This is a genomic window from Caulobacter sp. SSI4214 (assembly GCF_012184455.1).
Taxonomy (GTDB): Bacteria; Pseudomonadota; Alphaproteobacteria; order Caulobacterales; family Caulobacteraceae; genus Caulobacter; species Caulobacter vibrioides_E.
In genome coordinates, this window is sequence record NZ_SZWJ01000032.1 from 18,453 (window position 1) to 41,367 (window position 22,915).

The window sequence follows — 22,915 nt, forward strand, 5'->3', positions numbered from 1 at the left end:
TCATGAGCGCCGCGCCGCTGCCTTCGCCGTCGACCGTCCCCGCCGAGAACCACCTCCCGGTCGGCGAGCTGTCGCGGCGGCTGGCGGCGGAGCTGGCCTCGGCCGCCGCCATCTGTCGCGACTGCGAGCACCTGGCTGGCGACCTGGCCAAGGGCGGCGCCACGCTGGCCAATCTGAGCCGCTTGCAGGCGCTGGATGAACTGAGCCAACGGCTGCACGGCTTGTCCGAGGTGCTCGAGCGCATCGGCCACCATGCCTCGGGCGAATGGAATGTCTCGATCGACCCGCTGCTCAGCGGCCTGGGTCTGGCCGACATGGTCGTCAGGCTGCGCGCCGAGGAGCGTCCGGACGGCGCCGCCGATCCTGGCGAACTCGATTTCTTCTAGGGCTGATGACCGAAGCCCTTCTCCCCTCGCAGCGTATCAATCTCGAACGGGCCACCGTGCTCGTTCTCGACGACAACGGCGCCTCCCTCGATATCCTTTCCCAGGTCGTGGCCGGGTTCGGGGTCAAGCAGATGCATCGCGCCGAGAGCGTCGTCGACGCTCAGAGCCTGATCCGCACCAAGACCTTCGATCTCGTCATCAGCGATGTGCAGATGCCCGTCACCGACGGCATCGAGTTCATCGAATGGCTGAGGCGGGAAGGCGGCGAGACCAATCGCTATGTGCCGGTCATCCTGGTCACCGGCCACACCCGCACCACCCAGATCTTCAAGCTGCGGGACGCGGGTTCGAACTACGTCGTGGCCAAGCCGATCACTCCCAAGGTGCTCCTCGAGCGCATTTTCTGGGTTGCCCGCGAGGATCGGCAGTTTATCGAATGCGAGACCTACATAGGACCTGATCGTCGCTTCAAGCACGAAGGGCCCCCGCCGGGAACGGACGGGCGGCGGAAAGACGATCTACCGGCGGAGGTGGGCGAGGCGCAGACGCCCAACATGTCGGACGACGAGATTGCCAACATGATGCGCCCAGCGAAGGTGCAGATATGACCGTCCGCAAGTTTCAGCCGCCGAACCGCCTGGCCAAGATGATCAAGGAGCGGGGCGGAATCCTCGCCAAGGACGCGATCGCCGCGGCCGAGGCCGGGGTCGAGAGCCTGCGCGAGTCGTCGCTGGCCAATCTGGACGCCACGATCGCGGAGATGGAACGCCGCTTCGGCAAGGGGGCGGAGGGCCGGGACGCCGAGAGCTTCGAGGCCCTCTACATCCTGAGTTCGCGCATCATCGATGTCAGCATCTTCGTCTCGGACGTCGGAATCGATCGGGCGGCCGTGTCGCTCTGTGGTCTGGTCGATGGTTTCGCCGAGGGCGGCGCCTGGCGCTGGGACGCCGTCGACGTCCACCTCAACGCCCTGCGCCTGCTTCGTTCGATCGGGGCCCAACTGCCCGCCGAGCAGCGCGAGGCAATGCTGGCCGGCCTCCATCAAGTCAGTCGTCACCGACCCGACGAGGGCTGACGCCCGATCCCTGTGACAGAACGCCGCTCTGTGTCGGAAACGCAACGCGCGGTACGACTCGAATCCCTGTGACCGTTTTGTGGCCTTGTGAGTGGTCTCGGGCTTTGTTAGCAAGAGTGCCACCGGTGTCACACGCCATGGTCTGGATATGACACCGGTATCAAAAATGAAGACTTCATAAGGCCGGGGGCGGTGTCGCGGGAAGGACGCGGGACCGAAACGAAGGCCAAGGCGGCGGCAACGTCGCCGTCCAATGGTCGATACGGGAGGAGGTTCTATGTCCAAGACTACCAAGGGACGCGTGCGCGCCCTGCAGTACGGCGTCTCCGGCGGCGCCCTGGCCCTGGCGATGGTGTTCGCCGGCGGCGCGTCGGCCCAGACGACCCCAGCTGCATCGCCGGCTCCAGCCGAAGACCAGATCGAAGCGGTCGTGGTGACCGGCTTCCGCGCCTCGCTGGCCAACGCCCTCGACATCAAGCGTCGCGAGAACGACCTGGTCGACGTCATCAAGGCCCAGGACATCGCCGACTTCCCCGATCTGAACCTGGCCGAGTCGCTGCAGCGCGTGCCGGGCGTGTCGATCGACCGCGACGGCGGCGAAGGCCGCACGATCACCGTTCGGGGCCTGGGTCCCGACTTCACCGTCGTGCGCCTGAATGGCCTGGAGGCCCTGGCCACCACCGGCGGCAAGGACACCTCGGGCGGCGCCAACCGCGGCCGTCAATTCGACTTCTCGATCTTCGCCTCCGAACTGTTCAACAGCATCACGGTCCGCAAATCGAGCTCGGCCATGAACGAGGAAGGCTCGTTGGGCGCGATCATCGACATGCAGGCCTCGCGCCCGTTCGACTTCAGCGGTCCGGCCCTGTCGATGGGCGCCAAGATCGGCTGGAATGACCTGTCGCGTAAGAGCGACCCTCGCTTCACCTTCCTGGCCAGCAACCGCTGGGACACCGGCATCGGTGAAGTGGGCGCTCTGATTTCCGTGGCCTACGCTCAGCGCAAGACCCTGGAAGAGGGCTCCTCGACCGGCCGCTGGGAAAACCCGTCGGTGCCGTTCAACTCGTCGACCGCGTTCCCGTTCTGGTCCAGCACCACCAGCCTGGCCGGCTCGGGCTGCCCGGACACCAGCGCGACCGGCCCCAAGTCGCCTGGCGTCTATAATCCGGTGAGCGGCCCGCCGCTCAGCTGCTCGCAGATCGGCCAGACGACGGCCAGCACCAGCGCGCCGAGCGGCTCTCCGGCGGGCACGGCCAACAACCTCTGGCACCCGCGCATTCCGCGCTACGGCCGTCTGCAGTACGATCAGAAGCGCCTGGGCGTGACCGGTTCGCTGCAATGGAAGCCGAACGACCGCTCGACCCTGACCCTCGACGCGCTGGTGGCCAATTTCACCAACAACCGCGACGAGACCTATCTGGAGGTCATCTCGTTCAGCCGGCCCGGCGCGGGCCTGCCGCAAACCGACGTGGTCAACTTCCAGGCCGACAGCAAGGGCAACCTGATCAAGGGCACGTTCGACGACGTCGACGCCCGCGTCGAGTATCGCCACGACGACCTGAAGACCGAGTTCAATCAGTTCACCCTGACCTACGACACCAAGTTCGGCGAGCGCGGCCACTTCAACGCGATCTACGGCCAGTCGCGGTCGATCCAGTCGAACCCGGTTCAGACGACCTTCTCGTTCGACCGCTACGACACCGACGGCTACAGCTACGACTATTCGAAGAACGACAAGCTGCCGAGCTTCAACTACGGCTTCGACCCGACCAATCCGGCCAACTGGACCTACAGCCCCAGCGCCGCCCTGGGCGACCCGTCGCTGCTGCGGATGCGTCCCAGCAAGGCGACCAACACCTTCAAGACCTTCCGCGCCGACGTCGACTACGAGATCCTGAACGGCTTCAAGCTGCGCTATGGCGGCGACTACAAGGAATACGGCTTCTCGTCGTGGGAGCAGCGCCTGTATTCGCGCAACCTGTCCAGCACGGGCACGACCTTCACCGCCGAAGCGGGCTTCGCCCTGCCCGCGGGCGTGTCGATCGCCAACGTCTCGCGCGTGATCAGCGGCTTCGGACGCGGGCTGGACCTGCCCGCCGGCGTGCCGACCTCGTGGCTGGCCCCCGATCTCGACAAGCTGAAGGCCGCGATCGGCTATGACTGCAACTGCATCAACGCCAATGGCGACTTCCGCCTCAGCACCGTGAACCAGCTGGGCGCCGTCCGCGCGATCACCGAGAAGGACACCGCCTTCTATCTGCAAGGCGATTTCGACTACGACATCTTCAACATCCCGGTGCGCGGCAACTTCGGCGTGCGCTGGGTGAAGACCGAGCAGAGCGCCCTGGGTCACTACAACGCCGGCAACACGACGGTGACGGTGGCGACGCCGTTCGGCAATCTGTCCGAGCAGGTCGCCACGGACGGCGTGCAGACGGTCAGCCGCCAGTACACCAACACCCTGCCGGCCCTGAACCTCGCCGCCCAGCCGTTCGACAACTTCTACGTCCGGTTCGCGGCCGCCAAGACCATGACGCGCCCGCAGCTGCAGAACCTCACGCCCGGCTATACCTCGATCAGCCAGTCGGCCCAGACGGTGACGCGCGGCAATCCCGACCTCGCGCCGATGCTGTCCAACAATTTGGACCTGACGTTCGAATGGTATCCGGACAAGGAAACCCTGCTGTCGGCCGGCGTCTTCCAGAAGGACATCAAGTCCTACATCCAGCAGCTGGCGGTGACGCTGCCCTATTCGGAGACGGGCCTGCCCACCAGCTTGTTGTCGAACGGCAATACCGTGGACACGCAATTCCTGGTCACCACCCAGGTCAACAGCCAGGGCGGCAAGCTGCGCGGCCTGGAGCTGAGCGCCCAGAAGCCGTTCAGCTTCCTGCCGGCTCCGTTCGACAAGTTCGGCGCCATCCTGAACTACACGCACGTCCAGAGCGACATCCAGTACGTGATCGCTCAGCCGACCTTCACCCAGGCCACCCCGGGCGGTCCGCGCGTTCAGACCAAGCCGGCCGTGCTGCTGACCCAGCCGCTGATCAACCTGTCGCCTAACGCCTTCAACGCCACGCTCTACTACGAGAACGGTCCGCTGAAGGCGCGCATCTCGGGCTCGTATCGCGACCCGTACCTGATCCAGGTGGCGCCGTCGGCGACCAACAACAACGACATCCGGACCAAGCAGAAGACCTTCAACCTGGACTCGCAGATCAGCTACCAGCTCAAGAAGTTCACGGTGACGCTGGAAATGATCAACCTGACCGACCAGGCCGACAGCAAGATCGACGACTCGGTGCGTCAGGCCTCGGAAGAGTACACGCACTACGGACGCCAGTTCTATCTGGGCGTGAAGTACAAGTTCTAGACTTCGGTCTGAATGATAAAGAAGGGGCGCTGACCGCGAGGCCAGCGCCCTTTTTCTATCTCGGCCTATCGATTGAATTCCATCTTTAGCACGAAACCCCGTCGATCCACGTCGCCGTGACGTTCAACTCATCGTCCAGCAGGCAAAGGTCCGCGGCTAGTCCGGGCGCGATCTTGCCGCGCTGGCCATCCAGGCCCAGGAACGCGGCGGGGGCGGCCGAGGCCATCATCACCGCCTCTTCCAGCGAGAGGTCCAGCATCCGCGTGGCGTTGCGCACCGCGCTGGCCATGTCGAGGTCGGAACCGGCCAGGGTGCCGTGGTCGTCGACACAGACCCCGTCGACGACGCGGATGTGGCGGCCCTGAAGGTCGAAACTCTTGTCGGTCATGCCCACGGTCGGCATGGCGTCGGTGACCAGCATGAAGCGATTCAGCGGCCGGGTCCGCAGGGCGATCCGCAGCGTGACGGGCTCGACGTGGCGGCCGTCGACGATAAGGCCGGCCCAGGCCGTCTGGTTCTCCAGCACCGCCCCGACCACGCCGGGCTCGCGGCTGGTCAGCGGCGACATGGCGTTGAACAGGTGCGTCACGCCGGTGAGGCCGTGGTCCAGCGCCTGTCGCATGGTCTTGTACAGGGCGTTGGTGTGGCCGGCCGCGACCCGGACGCCGGCCGAGGCCAGGCGCTGGATCATCTCGGGCGTGGTCCGTTCGGGGGCCAGGGTGACCAGGGTCTTGCCGATCTTCAGCGAGGACAGCAGCGCCAGGGCTTCGTCGTCGATGACGCGGAACTTGTCGGCGTCATGGATGCCCTTGCGCTTGGGGCTCAGGAACGGGCCTTCGATATGGATGCCCAATACGCCTGGCGCGCCCTGGGCGATGGCCTGTTCCGTGGCGCGCAGGGCTTGGTCGACGACGGAAAGATCATCGCTGATCAGGGTCGGCAGGAAGCCCGTCGTGCCATAGCGGCGGTGAGCCGCGCCGATGGCGGCGATCGCTTCCACGGTCGGAGAGTCGTTGAACAGCACCCCGCCGCCGCCATTGACCTGAGTGTCGATATACCCCGGGACCAGCAGGCCGCCGTCCAGGTCGCGGCGTTCCGCCTCCGACGGGATCTGGGCCGTGTCGACGAGGCCGGCGATCTTGCCGTTACGGATCAGGACGGCCTTGCCGTCGACGACGCCGGCGTCCGTCAGGACGCGGCCGTTGAAAAGCGCGGCCAGCATCAGACGGTTTCGGTCACCTTGTTGAGGTGCGGCGGGCTGTCGGGGTCGTAGCCACGCGCGACCGACAGCGCGTTGGCCATGCGATAGAAGCTCTGGATCATCAGCACCGGCTCGAGGACGGGATGAAGCGACAGGCTGGGCAGGACGCCCGGGCCTTCTTCCCCCGGCGCCGCCAATAGCACATCGGCGCCGCGATCGCGCAGGCCCTTGGCCATTTCGTCGACGCTTTCGCGGCTCTCGTCGCTCTGGGCGAAGACCAGGGCCGGGAAGCCGTCCTTCACCAGGGCCATCGGGCCATGCAACACCTCGGCGGCGCTGAAGGCCTCGGCGTGCAGGCCGCAGGTCTCCTTGAACTTCAACGCGGCTTCCAGGGCGGCCCCGAAGCCGACGCCGCGTCCCAGGACATAGAGGTTCCGCGCCAGCTTCAGCCGCTCGACGGCGGGCGTCCAGTCCAGGGCCCAGGCCTGGGCCAGGGCGCTCGGCAGGCTGGCCAGCGCCTCCGTCAGTTCGGCGTCCTCGGTCCAGGCGGCGATCAGTTGGACCAGGGCCGCCAGCGCCGCGATATAGGACTTGGTGGCGGCGACCGAGCGCTCGGGACCGGCGTGCAGCGGAATCACCTCGTCGGCCAGTTCGGCCAGGGGGGAGTCCGTGACGTTGACCAGCGCCACGGTATAGGCGCCGGCGGCCTTGGCGGCGCGGACGGCGGCCAGCAGGTCCGGGCTCTTGCCCGATTGCGAGATGGCCAGATAGAGCGCGCCCTCCAGGTTGGGCGAGGCGTCGTAGACCGAGCTGACCGACAGGCCGGCCGACGAGGTCAGGACGCCGGCCTTGGTCTCGATCAGATAGCGGCCGAAGGTGGCGGCATGGTCGCTGCTGCCTCGGGCGCAGGTGACGACGACGCGCGGCGGGTTTTCGCGCAAGCGCTCGGCCAGGGCCTCGATCTTGCGCGCGTTGGCGGCCAACTGGGCGGCGACGACGCCCGAGGCCTGGCCGGCTTCCAGGAACATCCGGGTGGATTCGGGCGACAGCCGCCCCGGGGCGGGGGTCACAGGACGGGTCAAGGTCGCCTCCAAGTTCAACTCCAAACGCTTCGGCGCGAACGGCGCGCCGACGGTCTCAGGACAGGGAATTCAGTTCCGCCACGAAGTCGTAGGCGTCGCCGCGGTAATAGGATTGCGTGACCTCCACGGCCCGGCCGTCCCGCAGGAAGCCGCGTCGCTCGATCAGCAGGCCCGCGTCCTTGACGGGAACGCCCAGCAGGTCGGCCTGTTCGGCCTGGAACAGCACGGCCCGCAGCCGCTGCAAGGCGCGCACGGGCCGGTGCCCGGTCGTCTCCAGCGCCTCGTACAGCGAGGTGCCGACCACCTCGGTCGAGGGCAGGGCGAAGGCGGCGATGGTGGTGTACTCGACGGCCATCGGCGCCCCATCGGCATAGCGGATCCGGGCGAAGCGATAGACCGGGGTGCCGGGCGACAGGCCCAGGGTCAGCGACTCCTCGGGAGTCACCTGGCCCTCGGCGCGACTGATCCATTCGCTACGCGGCACGCGGCCGCGCGAGATCATGTCCTCGGTGAAGGACGAGAGCTTCGAAAAGCTCTTCTCGACCCGGGCGGCGACGAAGGTGCCCGCGCCCTGGCGGCGGGTCAGCAGGCCTTCGCTGACCAGGCCGTCCAGCGCCTTGCGCACGGTGATGCGCGAGATCTTGAACTCGTCGGCCAGGTCGCGCTCCGCGGGAAGGGCGTCGTCGGGCGACAGCACCTTCTTCTGGATCGCCTCGCGCAGAGCGCGCTGCAGTTGCTTGTAGAGCGGCGCGTGATCGCCGGCGGCGTCGAGCCTTCCAATCCGGTCCGCGAACGTCACCCTTCGATCCTCCCCGCGCAAATCCTCGGCGCCGCGCGCTCTCGTCGATAGCATATGACCATTTTCATACCAATAAGAACATGGTCTGCAATTGGTTTCTTTTTGGCCTTGTCATCCGAAAAATTTCCGTCACAGTTCCCTCCCGAGGCCTGAGAAGCGCCACTTTCTGCGGAACCTCCCGGAAAATTGGTATCAAATTGGGCTTTAGGGGTTCGGCTCCGGGCTCGATGGCCCGGCAAAAAATGGGGAGAAGCCGAGTTATGAACGCATTCCACAAAATCCTTCTGTCTACGTCGGCCTCCGCGCTGGCGGTGGTCATGGCCGCGCCGGCAATGGCCCAGGATAAGGCCAACACGGTCGATGAAGTCGTCGTCACCGGCATTCGCGCCTCGTTGCAGGCCTCGGTTCAGGCCAAGCGTAACGCCGACGCCGTCATCGACGTCATCACCGCTGAAGATATCGGCAAGTTCCCGGACAAGAACGTCGCGGAATCGCTGCAGCGCGTCCCGGGCGTGACCATCCAGCGCGAGTTCGGCGAAGGCGAGCGAATCTCGATCCGCGGCGCCGCGCCCACCCTGAACCGCACCCTGTTGAACGGTCACTCGGTCGCCACGGCCGACTGGTTCATTCTCGACCAGCTGAAGGCCAGCCGCAGCTTCAACTATCTGATGCTGCCGTCGGAAATCGTCGGCAAGGTCGAGGTCTTCAAGAGCCCGGTCGCCAATATCGACGAAGGCGGCGTCGGCGGCACGGTCAATGTCCACACGCGCAACCCGCTGGACCTGGCGCCGCTCAGCGTCTCGGGTTCGATCCAGGCCTTCCATGACGAAAAGTCGGGCAATACCGACCCGACCGCCTCGGCCATGCTCAGCTGGCACAACGCCGACAAGACGTTCGGCGTTCTGGTCGGCGGTATCTATGACAAGCGTCGCATCCGTCGCGACGGCATCGAGGTGCTGGGCTATCAGCCGGTCAGCAACGCCTTGGGGACCGGAAGCAACATCACCGGCATCCCGGCCGGCCAGACCTTGATCGCGCCCAGCCTGATCGGCTCGTCGCTGTTCACCCAGACCCGCGAGCGCAAGGGTCTGAACTTCGGCGTCCAGTATTCGCCCAACGACAAGATCGATATCAACGTCACCGGCCTCTATTCCAAGATGGACGCCGACAACTTCAATCAGAACTACATGGCCTGGGTCAGCCAGAAGATCGGCGCCCTGGGCACGCCCGGCTCGCAGTTCAACGTGACCAAGGCCGACAACGGCACCGCCGTGGCCGGCAACTTCAACGCGGTCGGCGGCAACGGCGTGGTGTTCGACGCCATCGACCGCCTGGCCCATACCAATGTGGGCTCGATCGACTTCGACGGCGTCTATCGTCCCAACGACGATTGGAAGCTTCACGGCCGCGTCGGCTACACCAAGGCCAAGGGCGCCACCGACCTGCAGCCGTTCTGGGAAACCAACGCCCCGACCGGCCTGAGCTATGACCTCTCGGGCGGCGTGCCGAAGGTGTCGTTCACCAACATCAATCCGACGACCGCCAGCGATACGATGCCGCTGGGCTGGGCCTCGGCCAATACGACGGTCAACACCGACGACGAGTTCTACACCTTCGTCGACGGCGAGCGCTTCGTGGACGCCGGCGCCTTCAAGTCGATCGCGTTCGGCCTGAAGTACACCGACCACGATCGCGACGTGACCCAGACCTATGGCCAGCGCCGCGCCCTGTTCGGCGCCACCGCCTGCAACGGCCACCCCTGCACCCTGGCCGATGTGGCCGGCGGCGTTACGCCGGGCGACTATCTGGACGGCATCAAGACCGCGGGCGTCCTCAGCTCGTACCTGACGGCCGACAAGAACAAGATCGAGGCCATCTACAAGGGCATGGGCGCGGCGACGGTCTATGACCCGAACAATCCCAATGTCGGCGGCTGTATCGGCCTGGTCAATTGCGACCACTTCGGTCCGCTGGAAAGCTTCACCTTCAACGAAAAGACCTTCGGCGGCTACGCCATGGGCAATCTGAAGGGCGACAACTGGCGCGGCAATGTCGGCGTCCGCGTCGTGCAGACCAAGATCGAGACCACCGCCTGGCGCGTCGGCGTCTCGGCGGGCACGCCGGGCGCGATCAACAATCCCTTCGGCCTGATGGTCCAGACCACCGGGACGAAGAAGTACACCGACATCCTGCCGTCGGCGAACTTCTCGTTCGACGTCAAGGACGACGTGGTGCTGCGTCTGGCCGCCGGTCGCGTGATGGCGCGTCCTGACTACGCTCAGATGGCCGGCTTCACCTCGCTGACCGAGTCGCTGCTGACCGCCACCGGCGGCAACCCCAAGCTCGATCCGTACCGCGCCAACCAGTACGACGCCTCGCTGGAGTGGTACTTCAAGCCGCAAGCCATCCTGGCGGTCGACTTCTTCTACAAGGACATCTCGACCTACATCGTCCAGGGCGCGACGGTCGAACGCCTGCCGCTGCAGGCCTCGGCGACCGACCCGCGCGTGCTCAACGCGGCCAACAACTGCGTGGCCCAGAGCGCCGGCCTCTACTCGTGTAACTACAGCGTCGGGCGTCCGGTGAACGTGTCGGGCGGCGAGACCAAGGGCGTCGAGGTCAACTTCCAGATGCCTCTGGCCTATGGCTTCGGCGTGCTGGCCAACTATGCCTATACCGACGCCAGCTCGAGCAGCAACGTGCCGGTGCCGTCGACCTCGAAGCACACCTTCAACGTCAGCGGTTACTATGAAAACGACCGCGTCAGCGCGCGCCTGTCCTACAACTACCGGTCCAAGTTCTTCGTCGACTACGACGCCGAGCGCGGCTACCGCCAGCTGTGGTCGGACTCGCTGAAGTCGCTGGACGCCTCGGTCAGCGTCAACGTGACCCAGAACGTCTCGCTGAACTTCGACGCGACCAACCTGACCGACGAGAAGCAGACCGATTACTACGACAACGACCCGAACCGTCCGGCCCGTCTCTACAAGAACGGCCGGGCCTTCTTCGGCGGCGTCCGCTTCAAGTTCTAATCCTCCCGGCGCGCCGGGACCTTCGCCCGCCTCGGCGGAGGTCCCGGACCCTTCTTTGGGAAGCGCATGAATTTGCATCGCGCGCGGCTTGGTTCAGGATCAGCCGATGACCCGCCTCGACCGCGCCGACCGCGACAGATCCCCTCCTGACCGCAAGCCTGGAGCTGGGGCGGGGCAGCCTGGTTGTCCCGCCCGCTTTTTTTGTGACGCCGTTACAGTCGCCGATTTCCCGCGAGGCCGCGTGATCATGACCCCGCTCCGCACCGCCGCTCTCTCGGCGATCGTCCTGGCCGCCGCGTCCGGGGTCCAGGCTCGCGAGAGCTTGGGCCTCACCCTGACCCCCGCGCCCGCCAAGGCGGTTCGCGCCGAGGGGGCCTTCCAACTTTCCGCTGCCACCCGCATTCACGTCGCCCAGGGTGATCGCGAGGCCAAGGGCGTGGCGTCGCAACTCGCTGACCTTGTCCAGCGCTCGCGAGGCTTCAGACCGCTCGTCGTCGAGGGCGCGCCCAAGGCGGGCGAGGCCGCCATCGTCTTCACGCGCCAAGGACCGACCGGCGAGGCCTACAGGCTCGACATCGCGCCGACGGGCGTGACCATCGCGGCGGCCCAGCGCGCGGGACTGTTCTATGGCGCCATGTCGGTATGGCAGCTGGCCACGCCGGACGAGGCCAAGGGCGCGGTCGCCCTGCCGGCCGCGTCGATCGAGGACGCCCCGCGCTTCGCCTGGCGCGGGCTGCTGGTCGACAGCGCCCGCCATATCCAGTCGCTGGAGACGCTCAAGGCGATCATCGACGTGATGGCGGCCCACAAGCTCAACACCTTCCACTGGCATCTGGTCGACGACCAGGGTTGGCGGCTGGAGATCAAGAAGTACCCGAAGCTGACACAGGTCGGCGCCTGGCGCGTCGATCCGGGCGCCGCGCGCGCCTATCCCAAGTACGGCGGCTTCTACACCCAGGACCAGGCGCGCGAGCTGGTCGCCTACGCCACCGCGCGCAACGTCACCATCGTGCCGGAGATCGAGACGCCCGGCCACGCCCTGGCGTCGATCGTGGCCTATCCCCAGCTGGGCTCGGCCGCGCCGGACGCCCGGCATATGGGCGACTGGGGCGTCTTTCCCTGGGTCTACAACATCGACGAGTCCACCTTCGCCTTCCTCGACGACGTCTTGAACGAGGTGATGGACATCTTCCCCTCGACCTTCATCCATGTCGGCGGCGACGAGGCGGTCAAGGATCAGTGGAAGGCCAATCCGAAGATCCAGACCCGCATGAAAGCGTTGGGCGTCGCCGACGAGCACGCGCTGCAAAGCTGGTTCATCCAGCGCGTGGGCCGGTCGCTGGAGAAGCGCGGCCGCCGCCTGGTGGGCTGGGACGAGATCCTGGAAGGCGGTCTGGCGCCGAACGCGACCGTGATGTCCTGGCGGGGCGTCGACGGCGCCATCGCCGCGGCCAAGCAGGGCCATGACACGGTGCTGTCCCCGCACCCGACCCTCTATCTCGACAATCGCCAGAGCGTCTCGCCCGACGAGCCGACCGGTCGGGGCAAGGTGATCAGCCTGAAGGACGTCTACGCCTTCGATCCGGGGCCGGCCCAGCTGAGCCCGGACGAGCGCAAGCACATCCTGGGCGTCCAGGCCAACGCCTGGACCGAGCATATGCAGACCGACAAGGTCTTGGAAGAAATGGTCTTCCCGCGCGCCATCGCCCTGGCCGAGCGCGGCTGGACGCCCGACGCAGGCGCCAGTTGGGACGACTTCGCCCAACGCCTGCCCGCCGAGATGGTGCGGCTGAAGATCCTCGGCGTCAGCGCGGACACCGTGCCGTTCGAGCCGCTGACGGCGCTGAGCCAAGCCGAAGGCGGCGCGGTCCAGCTGGCCCTGGCCAATCCGCTGGGCGTCGGCGAGGTCCGCTACACGACCGACGGCAAGGCGCCGACGGCGGCCTCGGCGGTCTACGCCGCGCCCATCGCTCCGCCCAAGGGCGCGGTGGTCAAGGCTCGCACCTTCGTCGTCGGCAAGCCGCTGGGCCGCGAACGGACGGTGACCGTCGATCCGATCGCGCTCCAGACCCGGGTCAGCGGCCAGCTGAAAAGCTGCACCGACAAGGTGCCGATCAAGATGATCGACGACGCCCCGCGCGCTTTCGACAAGCGCGCCCGCTTCCAGGTCGACATCCTCAATCCCTGCTGGATCTGGGAGGGCGCCCGCCTGGACAAGGGCGCGCTGATCACCGCCCGCGTCGGCCAGATCCCGTTCAACTTCCAGGTCGGCGCCGATCGCGACCGGATCCCTCTCCGCGCGCCCGCGACCCCCGACGGCGAGCTGGAAATCCGCGCCGGCTGCGCGGGCGAACGTCTGGCCGCCATTCCGCTGGGCAAGGCCGCTCGCGACCCCGGCCTCTCGACCATCACGGGCCGCCTGCCGGCCCGTCCCGGCAAGACCGATCTCTGCCTGACCTTCACCGCCAAGAGCGTCGATCCCTTCTGGGTGATCGACAGCGTGACCGTGAAGCCGTCGGCAGCGTCCCAGAACTAGAAGAGCGCCGCCTGTGTCCAACCTTGTTCTTTCCGCGCCGCTGAAGGGCTGGATCGCGCCGCTCGACGAGACGCCGGACGCGGTGTTCGCCGAGCGCATGTTGGGCGACGGCCTGGCGATCGATCCGCTGGACTCGACCCTGCACGCCCCGTGCGACGCGACGGTGGTCACGGTGCATCGCGCGCGCCACGCCGTGACCTTGCGCGCCGCCAACGGGGCCGAGATCCTGATGCATGTGGGCCTGGAGACCGTGGCCCTGAACGGCGCGGGCTTCACCGTCTTCGTCAAGGAAGGCCAGGCCGTGAAGGCCGGCGACAAGCTGCTGGCCTTCGATCTCGACCTTCTGGCCCAGAAGGCGCGCAGTCTGATCACGCCGGTGGTGGTGACCAATCTCGACGCTTTCACCATCGTGCGCCGCGACCAGGATCGCGAGATCGGCGTCGGCGACTTCCTGATGGAGCTGGCGCCGCTTGGCGAGACGGCCGCGTCCAGCGTGGTCGAGGCCGACGAGGTCTCGCGCGAGGTGATCGTTCCCCTGGTCCACGGCATTCATGCGCGTCCCGCCGCCCGCATCGCCGAGACGGCCCGCGACTTCACGGCCGAGGTCGCGCTGGCCGCCGTCAACCGCCGAGCCAGCGCCAAGAGCCCGGTCGCCGTCATGTCCCTGGCCATCCGCCACGGCGACACCGTCCAGGTCGTGGCCTCGGGCCCGGACGCCGGGGCCGCGGTCCAGGCCGTCGCCGCGCTGATCGAAGGCGGCATGGGCGAGGGCGGGCCGGTTCCGGCCAAGACCTCGGCCGGCGCGGTCTCCGAGCCGGTCGGACCGGTCGAACCGCCACGCGACGGCGTGCTGAAGGGCGTGATGGCCGCGCCGGGTCTGGCCATCGGCAAGGCCGTGCGCCTGGCCGCCGCCGACATCGTCGTGCGCGAGCAAGGCGAAGGCGTCGCCGAGGAGGAGGCGGCCCTGGCCGCCGCCCTCGCCAAGGTTCGGACCCGCATCGAGATGGCCGCCGCCCAGGACGATGGGCGCGGCGGCGACAAGGCGCGCAAGGCCATCCTCGGCGCGCACCTGGCCTTTCTGGAGGATCCCGAACTGGCCGCCGGGGCCCGCCGGCTGATCGGTCAGGGCAAGAGCGCCGGCCACGCCTGGCGCAAGGCCGTGGGCGGCTATGTCGAGGCCCTGCGCGGCCTGGGCGACCGCCGTCTGGCCGAGCGCGTCGACGACCTCATCGATCTGGAGCGCCAGGTGCTGCGCGCCCTCAGCGGCGAGGAGGACGAGGGCGCGGTGTTGCCGCCCGGCGCGATCCTGCTGGCCGACGAACTTTTGCCCTCGCAGCTGATGGGGGTGGATCCCGGCGCCGTGGCCGGCTTCGCCACCGCGCGCGGCGGCCCGACCTCGCACGTGGCCATCCTGGCCGCCGCCATGGGCGTTCCGGCCCTGGTCGCCGTGGGTGGAGCCGTGCTGGGCGTCGAGGACGGCGCGACCCTGATCCTCGACGCCGATGGCGGGACCCTGCGCGTGGCGCCGGACGCGCCGGCCCTCGAAGCCGCGCAGACCACGCTCGCCCAGAGGCAGCAGCGCAAGGCCGCCGCCAAGGCCGCCGCGCACCAGCCCTGCGTGACAAAGGACGGCGTTCGCATCGAGGTGTTCGCCAATACCGGCTCGGTCAAGGACGCCGAGGCCGCCGTGGCCAATGGAGCCGAGGGCTCGGGCCTGTTGCGCACCGAGTTCCTGTTCCTCGATCGCGAGACCCCGCCGGACGAGGACGAGCAGGCCCGCCAGTACCAGGCCGTCGCCTCGGCCCTGGACGGCAGGCCGCTGATCATCCGCACCCTGGACGTCGGCGGCGACAAGGCCGCGCCGTACCTGCCGATCCCGGCCGAGGAGAACCCGGCCCTGGGACTGCGCGGCGTTCGCGTCAGCCTGTGGCGGCCGCATCTCCTGAAGACCCAGCTCCGCGCCATCCTGCGCGTCGCCCCCCTGGGCCAGTGCCGGATCATGGTTCCGATGGTCGCCAGCCTGGACGAGCTGCGCGCCGTCCGCGCCGTGCTGGACGAGGCCAAGCGCGAGCTGGGCGTGGTCGAGACGATCGAGCTGGGCGTGATGATCGAGACGCCGGCCGCCGCCGTCACCGCCGACCTGATCGCCGCCGAGGCCGATTTCCTGTCGGTGGGCACCAACGATCTGACCCAGTACGTGCTGGCCATGGACCGAGGCAATCCCGAGCTGGCGGCGCGGATCGACGCGCTGCATCCGGCGGTGTTGCGGATGATCGACCTGACCTGCAAGGGCGCGGCGCGGCATCGTCGCTGGGTCGGCGTCTGCGGCGGTTTGGCCTCCGACGTCGTCGCCACGCCGATCCTGCTGGGCCTGGGCGTCACCGAGCTGTCGACCACGGCGTCGATCGCGCCGGAGGTGAAGGCCCGCGTCCGGGACCTCTCGCTCGACGCTTGCCGCGACTTGGCGCGACGGGCGCTTGACCAGACCACGCCCGAGGCCGTCCGCGACCTCGCCAAGGCCCTGTAGAGGCCGGGATCCGCATCATGAAGATGAAGTCTCCGCTCGAGATCCTCCAGCCGCTGGGCCGGGCCCTGATGCTGCCGATCGCGGTGCTGCCCATGGCGGCCCTGCTGCTGCGCATCGGCCAGACCGATCTTCTGGGCGCGCCGGGCCTGGCCGCCGCCACGCACGGCCTGTCGCTGACCGTCGCCAACACGTTCGGCGCGGCCGGCGGCGCGATCTTCGGAAGCCTGGGCCTGATCTTCGCCATCGGCGTGGCCGTCGGTCTGGCGCGCGAGAACCATGGCGCGGCGGGCCTCGCCGGCGTCGTCTGCTATGTCATCGCCACCAAGGGCGTCGACGCCCTGATGGTCGTTCCGCCCGAGGCTGCGGCCAAGGTGGTCGCCAGCGCCAAGGACCTGGCGGCGGCGGCCTGGAAGGCCAAGGAGATCGGCAAGCTCTCGATCCCGGTCGGCATTCTGTCGGGTGTCATCAGCGGCTGGCTCTATAACCGTTACAGCAACGTCAAGCTGCCCGAATATCTCGCCTTCTTCGGCGGACGGCGCTTCGTGCCGATCGTGGCTGGCCTGGCCGGGGTGCTGCTGGCCCTGGTGTTCGGCTTCAGCTGGCGATCGCTGGAAGCCGGCGTCGATGGCCTCAGCGGACTGGTCACGGCCTCGGGCGACCTTGGCCTGTTCGTCTATGGCCTGATGAACCGCCTGCTGATCGTCACGGGCCTGCACCATATCCTCAACAACGTGGTCTGGTTCATCCTGGGCGATTTCAACGGCGTGACCGGCGATCTCAATCGCTTCGCGGCCGGCGACAAAACCGCCGGCGCGTTCATGAGCGGCTTCTTCCCGGTGATGATGTTCGGCCTGCCCGCCGCGTGCCTGGCCATGCTGCACACCGCCCGGCCGGAACGCCGCAAGGCCGTGGCGGGCATGTTGGCGTCGCTGGCCCTGACCTCGTTCCTGACCGGCGTGACCGAGCCGATCGAATTCACCTTCATGTTCCTGGCCCCGGCGCTCTACGCGATCCACGCGGTGCTGACGGGTCTGGCCATGGCGCTGATGGACATGCTGGGCGTGAAGCTGGGCTTCGGCTTCTCGGCGGGCCTGTTCGACTATGTGCTGAATTTCAGCAAGGCCACCCGGCCGTTGCTGCTGATCCCGGTGGGTCTGGTCTATGGCGCGATCTATTATGGCGTCTTCCGGTTCGCCATTCAGCGTTTCAACCTCAAGACCCCCGGCCGCGAGGACGAGGAGGCTGTCGCCGTCGAGACCGTCGTCACCGGCGGCGGGCGCGGGGCCGACTTCCTGGCCGCCCTGGGCGGCGCGGACAACCTGAGTAGCGTCGACGCTTGCACGACGCGGCTGCGCCTCATCGTCGTCGACCAGGGCGCGGCGAGCGAAGGGGCTCTGAAGGCCCTGGGCGCGCGCGGCGTCGTCCGGCCGTCCGACAAAGTGCTGCAGGTCGTGCTGGGGCCGATCGCCGACACCGTGGCCGGCGAGATCCGCGCGGCGATGGGGGCGGCGCCCGTCCCGGCGATGACGTCCGCTCCGGTCAAGGCCGCGCCGTCGGCGACGCCCTCGGCCGAAGACGATCGCGAGGCCGAGGCGCTGCTGGGCGCCCTGGGCGGGGCGGCGAACCTCAAGAGCGTCGGCGCCTGCTCAAGCCGTCTGCGCCTGGTGGTGGCCGACCGGGGCGCCGTCAGCGAGCCGGCCCTGAAGGCCCTGGGCGCGCGCGGCGTCGTCCGGATCGGCGACAAGGTGGTCCACGTGGTTCTAGGGCCGAAGGCCGAGCGGATCGGCGCGGCGGTTCGCCGCCGGCTTCCAGCCTGACCGCCGACGCGTCGCTGAAAGGGAAGGTCTCGTGAACAAGCCGATCGACGACATTCTGATCGTGGGCGGCGGCACGGCCGGCTGGCTGACCGCCGCCTATCTGGCCCGGCGGCTGGGCAGTCTTCGGCCGGATGGGGTGCGGATCACCCTGATCGAGTCCAGCGAGATCGGCATCATCGGGGTGGGCGAGGGCACGTTCCCGACCATCCAGAACACCTTGCGCACGATCGGGATCGACGAGGCCCAGTTCATGCGCGGGGCCGGGGCGACCTTCAAGCAGGGCATTCGTTTCGTCGACTGGAAGACCGCGCCGAAGGACGGCGTCCATAGCCACTATTACCATCCGTTCGCCAGTCCGCGGCTGTTGAACGGGGGCCTGGATCTGGCGCCCTACTGGCTGTTGGGGGCGGCGGGCGACATTCCCTTTTCCGACGCCGTCACCCTGCAGGACAAGGTCTGCGACGCCGGCCGCGCGCCCAAGCGGCTGGACGATCCGCAGTACGGTGGGCCGATGGCCTATGCCTACCATTTCGACGCGGGGAAGCTGGCGAACCTGCTGCGCGACGTCGGCAAGCTGACCGGCGTCAAGCACCTGCTGGGCAATGTGACCGCCGTGAACAAGGCTAAGGACGGCGCCATCGCCTCGATCGCGACGGCCGAGCACGGCGAGCTGACCGCCGACCTCTATATCGACTGTACGGGCTTCGCCGGCGCGCTGATCGGCAAGGCCATGGGCGGCGAATGGATCGACAAGAGCGACACTCTGTTCGTCGACCGGGCTCTCGCCATGCAGGTTCCCTATGACCGGCCCGACGCGCCCGTGGCGACCACGACGATCTCCACCGCTCACGAGGCGGGCTGGACCTGGGACATCGGCCTGCCGGAGCGACGCGGCACCGGCTATGTCTTCTCAAGCCGTCACACCAGCGAGGATCGCGCGGAGGAGATTCTACGCGGCTATGTCGGCAGGGCGGGGGATGGCCTGACGCCGCGCCTGCTGAAACTGAAGGTGGGCCACCGCGCCCGGCACTGGATCAAGAACTGCGTGGCCGTGGGTCTGTCGGGCGGCTTTCTGGAGCCTCTGGAATCGACCGGCATCGTGCTGATCGAGGCCGCCGCCTACATGCTGGCCCGCAACCTGCCGCGTCATGGCGGTTTCGAGGCCGCCGCCCGGCAGTTCAACCAGGCCATGACCGATCGCTACCTACGGGCCATCGACTTCATCAAGCTGCACTACTGCATCAGCCAGCGGGCCGACAACGCGTTCTGGACGGACAACCGCGACCCCGGCTCGATCCCCGAAACCCTGCGGGATCATCTGGAGATGTGGAAGCACCGGCCGCCGAACATGTTCGACTTCCCGAACCTGCACGAGAGCTTCAAGTACTTCAATTACCAGTACATTCTCTATGGCATGGGCTATCCGACCCAGGTCGATCCGGCCGCGCACGACCATGTCGCCCTGGCCCGCGCCGACTTCGCCCGCGTTCAGGAGGCGGGCAAGCGCGCCGCCGCCAGCTTGCCCGATCATCGGCTGCTGCTGAACGCGGTCCACGGCCGAGGCTTCTCAAGCCCGGCGCCGACCCCGGCCCTGGCCGAGGTTGGCGAGACCGTGCAACGGTGAGCGAGCTCGTCTTCGCGCCGCGCCAAGATCCCCATGTCGAGCGCCTGGAGGTCGGCGCCGCCCGGACCCCGATCCTGATCCTGGACGGATTGCTGAGCGGCGGCCAGGCGCTCGTCGATCACGCCGCCGAGACCGCCGTCCTGGCGCCGGTCAAGCCGGCGGCCAACTTCTATCCCGGCGTGCGCGCCCCGGCGCCGGTCGCCTATGTCCAAGCCTTGGTGCGGACCTTGCGGCCCTACCTGGCCGAGACGTTCGGGGTCCCGCCCGGGGGGCGTGCCGGGGTCAGCTGCGCGCTGTCGATGGCCACCTTGCCGGCCGGCCAGGCCAGCCCCGCCCAGCGCCTGCCGCACATCGACACGCCGGAACCGAACCAGCTGGCGATCCTGCATTATCTGTGCGGGCCCGATCACGGCGGCACGGCCTTCTATCGCCATCGCGAGACCGGTCTGGACGTTGTCGACCCCGAACGGTCCCAGGCCTTCTTCACGACCTTGCGCCGCCAGATCGATGCTGGGCCCATCCCGCCGGGCTATATCCGCGACTCCGGAGCGCTGTTCGAAAGGATCGGCGCGGTGGAGGCGGCCTTCGACCGGATCGTGGTCTATCCCAGCCGCCTGTTGCACGCGGGCATCCTGCCCGACGCGCCCGTCTCGCTCGACCCGCGCTGGGGGCGGCTGACCGTGAACACCTTCTATCGCTACGAGACCGCCTGAACGCGCGGATCAGGTCAGGCTGAAGCTGCGAAGCGTCTCGCCCGGGAAGACCCGATCGATATTGGCCTGGGTCAGGCCGAAGCGTCGGGAGACCAGGTCCGCGCAGATGCTCCGATAGCTGGAGAGCACGCGCAGGTCGCGCCGGTCGTTAAGCGTATCGGCCGCCAGCCTGACCTGATCGCCCGCCATCCGGCCGCCTCGGACCGAACCGCCCAGCACCCAATAGACGCTGCCGTGACCATGGTCGGTGCCCTTGTCGCCGTTCTCCTTGAAGGTCCGGCCAAACTCCGAGAGCACCACGACGGTGGTCTTGGACCACACATCCGGCCCCATCTCGTCGGCCAGGCCCGCCAAGCCCCGGCCCAGCTGGCCGATCCGGTCGGCCAGGACGCCCGTCGCGCCGCCCTGGTTGACGTGGGTGTCCCAGCCGCCGACGTCCATGAAGGCCAGGTTGTAGTCGGTCTTCATCAGGCGGGCGACGCGGCGGGCGGCCAGTTCGAAGCCGCTGGGCGAGACCGCGTTTCGGTTGGCGGCGATCATCTCGCCGGCGAGCGCCGAGTAGGCCTTGTCCCGAACGGCGAAGCCCTCGTCCACGGCCGCCTGCAGGGCCTGGCCCTTGTACATCTGCTCGATCAGCCGGGCCTGGCGGTCATCGACGCCGGGCTTGTTGACGCTGGCCACGGAGATGTTCGGCACGGCGGTCTGGCCGTGGAAGGTCAGGGGCGGCTGAGAGGTGAAGGCGATCGGACGCGATCCGGAGAGCTGACCGGCCAGGCGCGCCATGAAGCCGGAGCGGTAGTCGCGCGGGCCGGCGACCAGCTGGCCCAGCTCGATCGTGTCCTGGGTCTCGAAGTGGCTGCGAGTCATGTCGTCCGTGCCGGCGAACGGCACGAAGGCGATCTGCTTCTTCTGCCACAGCGGATAGATGCTGTCCTTCAGCGCCGGATGCAGGCTCCAGTCGTTGTCGAGCGGCAGGGCCGCGTTCGGATTGGCCGGATCGGGCCGGGCGATCGCGATGGTCGGGCGGCTCTGGTAGTAGAAGTCGCTGTAGGTCGGGATCACCACGTTGACGGCGTCATAGCCGCCCCGCAGGAAGATCACGAGGAAGCGCTGATCGGTCGCTGGGGCGCTCCAGGCCTGGCCTGTGACGGCGGCGGCCGAGAGGCCAAGAGTGGCGGTCAGGAAATCACGTCGACGCATGGCGGCGGCCTCATCGATGCAGGAACTCGGGGGAAGACAGGAAGAAGGTGTTCCACTCGGCCGAGGACTTGGCCTGGGCCAGGGCGGTCTGGGTCTGGGGACTGAGGTGGTCTTTCGTCCGCGCGTAGTAGAGCGCGTTCTGCAACTGCGGGAAGGCCGGCTGGTCCTCGCCGCCGTCGGGCTTGAACAGGCCCGATGAACCGGAGCCGATCTGCCGGGCCAGCTCGAACATCGCCGTCAGTTGGCCAGGGCCGGACCAGGCCGTGTCCTCCAGCGGATAGCCGTCCGGCGTCTCGCGGCCGTAGAGGCTCTGGCCCAGCCGGTCGATCCAGCCGCGCATCGGGCCGGTATTGGCGATCGGGCGGCCGTCATAGGCCAGGCGGACCGCCGAAACGACATAGTGGACCGGGTCCTTGACCTTCTTGCCGAGCGAGGCCCTGAAGGCGTCGGAATGGAAGAGCGTGTTGAGCGTCTCGGCGATGTCGCCGTCGCTGCGCAGGAAGGTGGCGCTCATCTTGTCGACCAGCGCGGGCGGCGCGTCGCCGATGAAATAGAGGGCCAGCTTGGTCGAGATGTGCTTGGCCGTGGCCGGCTGGCGAGCCAGGGCGTCGAGGGTGGACTCGAATTCGGAGAGGCCGGTTCCGGAGATCTTGCGCCCCAGAACAACCTTCTCGCCGAAGTCGTGGCGGGCCGGGTTAAACTCCATCAGGCCGCGCCGGACATAGAACCCCTGCTGCTGGGGCTTCAGCTTGGGCGGATCGGGATTGAGGCTGACGCCGACGCCGGTCAGCACCCGCGCCATCTGCTCGACGTCCTGCTGGCTGTAGCCCGAGCCGACGCCCATGGTGTGCAGTTCGAGGATCTCGCGGGCGTAGTTTTCGTTGATGTGGCCGACCGCGTTCTGGTCGTTGTCCAGATAGCGCAGCATGGCCGGATGCAGGTCGGCGGCCTTCAGCAGGTCCTTGAACTTGCCCAGCGCGTGGGGGCGGATGGCCTGGTCTTCGTAGTCGCCGACCATGGCGCGGATGTCGCGCTTGTCGGCCTGGACGTTGAAGTGGTTGAACCAGAACCAGGTCATCTGCTCCTGCAGTTGGTTCGGGGAATAGAGGTCGCGCAGCAGCGACCGCGACGCCGCCTGCTGGCGCAGGTCGTACATCGCCTTCTGATAGGCCGACTGCGCGGCCTGGCGTTCGGTCGGGTCCTGCAGCTTGCCGGCCGCCTTGCCCTGGGCGTCCATGTCGACGACCAGTTTGGCCACCGGCGTCGTCGAGATCCGCAGGGCGTCGATCTGCGCCTGCACGGGCGCGGGCAGGACGGCCTGGGCGGACGGATGCAGTTGCTGCTTGAGCCAGCGCTCCGGCCCCAGCCGCTCGGCCTCGGCCACGCTTTGCGAGGTGTCGCCCCAGGTGACGCGGTCCACGAGCGGGGCGACGTCCTGCGCCGAGGCGGCGAATGCTCCTCCCGGCGCGCTCCCGGCGATCAGCGCGGCTGCCAGAACCAGTTGCGTTCGACCAGCGATCATGGCGGGCTCCAGTCTCGTCCTTACGCTG

Annotated in this window: 16 protein-coding genes; 10 read left to right on the forward strand and 6 right to left on the reverse strand. The window is 67.9% G+C overall.

From position 1 onward, the window contains the following. The first annotated feature begins 2 nt into the window (after nt 1-2). The 4 genes from FCU40_RS11515 to FCU40_RS11530 all read left to right on the forward strand — a co-directional run bounded on the left by FCU40_RS11515 (nt 3) and on the right by FCU40_RS11530 (nt 4,834). Entirely contained in the window at nt 3-386 is a 384-nt protein-coding gene (locus FCU40_RS11515; protein ID WP_004621662.1) for a hypothetical protein, read from the forward strand. Between the two features lie 5 nt (nt 387-391). Further along, nucleotides 392-994 (forward strand): response regulator, encoded by a 603-nt coding sequence (locus FCU40_RS11520; protein WP_004621664.1) that lies wholly within the window; start codon nt 392-394, stop codon nt 992-994. After that, nucleotides 991-1,461: a chemotaxis protein CheE gene (locus FCU40_RS11525; RefSeq protein WP_168075035.1), complete on the forward strand. Its 471-nt coding sequence runs from the start codon at nt 991-993 to the stop codon at nt 1,459-1,461. The genes FCU40_RS11520 and FCU40_RS11525 overlap by 4 nt, the downstream gene beginning before the upstream one ends. A 277-nt stretch (nt 1,462-1,738) precedes the next feature. Next, nucleotides 1,739-4,834 carry a TonB-dependent receptor gene (locus FCU40_RS11530; protein WP_168075036.1) on the forward strand — a complete coding sequence of 1,032 codons (3,096 nt, stop codon included), beginning with the start codon at nt 1,739-1,741 and terminating at the stop codon, nt 4,832-4,834. An 85-nt stretch (nt 4,835-4,919) separates the two neighbouring features. On the opposite strand, the gene nagA is transcribed toward FCU40_RS11530, so the two are convergent. From nagA to FCU40_RS11550, 4 genes are all read right to left on the reverse strand, one after another. After that, nucleotides 4,920-6,056: an N-acetylglucosamine-6-phosphate deacetylase gene (gene nagA, locus FCU40_RS11535; protein ID WP_168075037.1), complete on the reverse strand. Its 1,137-nt coding sequence runs from the start codon at nt 6,054-6,056 to the stop codon at nt 4,920-4,922. Beyond that, on the reverse strand, nt 6,056-7,129 hold the full coding sequence (locus tag FCU40_RS11540) for an SIS domain-containing protein (RefSeq protein ID WP_168075038.1): 1,074 nt from the start codon (nt 7,127-7,129) through the stop codon (nt 6,056-6,058). The genes nagA and FCU40_RS11540 overlap by 1 nt, the downstream gene beginning before the upstream one ends. A 43-nt stretch (nt 7,130-7,172) precedes the next feature. Further along, complete coding sequence (locus tag FCU40_RS11545; RefSeq protein WP_004621673.1) at nt 7,173-7,916, reverse strand: GntR family transcriptional regulator; 744 nt, start codon at nt 7,914-7,916, stop codon at nt 7,173-7,175. A gap of 64 nt (nt 7,917-7,980) precedes the next feature. Then, a complete protein-coding gene (locus tag FCU40_RS11550) occupies nt 7,981-8,049 on the reverse strand; it encodes a hypothetical protein (protein ID WP_106404392.1) in 69 nt (22 codons plus the stop codon). Between the two features lie 184 nt (nt 8,050-8,233). Here FCU40_RS11550 and FCU40_RS11555 point away from each other — a divergent pair, with 184 nt between their 5' ends. The 6 genes from FCU40_RS11555 to FCU40_RS11580 all read left to right on the forward strand — a co-directional run bounded on the left by FCU40_RS11555 (nt 8,234) and on the right by FCU40_RS11580 (nt 20,165). Next, on the forward strand, nt 8,234-10,948 hold the full coding sequence (locus FCU40_RS11555) for a TonB-dependent receptor (RefSeq protein WP_241693594.1): 2,715 nt from the start codon (nt 8,234-8,236) through the stop codon (nt 10,946-10,948). Between the two features lie 247 nt (nt 10,949-11,195). After that, a complete protein-coding gene (locus tag FCU40_RS11560; protein WP_168075040.1) occupies nt 11,196-13,484 on the forward strand; it encodes a family 20 glycosylhydrolase in 2,289 nt (762 codons plus the stop codon). A gap of 13 nt (nt 13,485-13,497) precedes the next feature. After that, entirely contained in the window at nt 13,498-16,011 is a 2,514-nt protein-coding gene (gene ptsP, locus FCU40_RS11565) for a phosphoenolpyruvate--protein phosphotransferase (RefSeq protein ID WP_168075041.1), read from the forward strand. 23 nt (nt 16,012-16,034) lie between these two features. Beyond that, complete coding sequence (nagE, locus tag FCU40_RS11570; protein ID WP_168075056.1) at nt 16,035-17,828, forward strand: N-acetylglucosamine-specific PTS transporter subunit IIBC; 1,794 nt, start codon at nt 16,035-16,037, stop codon at nt 17,826-17,828. Between the two features lie 31 nt (nt 17,829-17,859). Continuing rightward, complete coding sequence (locus FCU40_RS11575) at nt 17,860-19,452, forward strand: tryptophan halogenase family protein (protein ID WP_168075042.1); 1,593 nt, start codon at nt 17,860-17,862, stop codon at nt 19,450-19,452. Next, the gene (locus FCU40_RS11580; RefSeq protein WP_168075044.1) at nt 19,449-20,165 is read left to right on the forward strand and encodes a DUF6445 family protein; all 717 of its coding nucleotides are present in this window, start codon (nt 19,449-19,451) and stop codon (nt 20,163-20,165) included. The genes FCU40_RS11575 and FCU40_RS11580 overlap by 4 nt, the downstream gene beginning before the upstream one ends. Nucleotides 20,166-20,174: 9 nt before the next feature. On the opposite strand, the gene FCU40_RS11585 is transcribed toward FCU40_RS11580, so the two are convergent. Both FCU40_RS11585 and FCU40_RS11590 read right to left on the reverse strand, forming a co-directional pair. After that, nucleotides 20,175-21,365 carry a DUF1501 domain-containing protein gene (locus tag FCU40_RS11585; protein ID WP_168075046.1) on the reverse strand — a complete coding sequence of 397 codons (1,191 nt, stop codon included), beginning with the start codon at nt 21,363-21,365 and terminating at the stop codon, nt 20,175-20,177. Between the two features lie 10 nt (nt 21,366-21,375). Further along, nucleotides 21,376-22,887, reverse strand: coding sequence for a DUF1800 domain-containing protein (locus tag FCU40_RS11590; protein ID WP_168075048.1), 1,512 nt, complete (start codon nt 22,885-22,887; stop codon nt 21,376-21,378). Between the last annotated feature and the right edge of the window lie 28 nt (nt 22,888-22,915).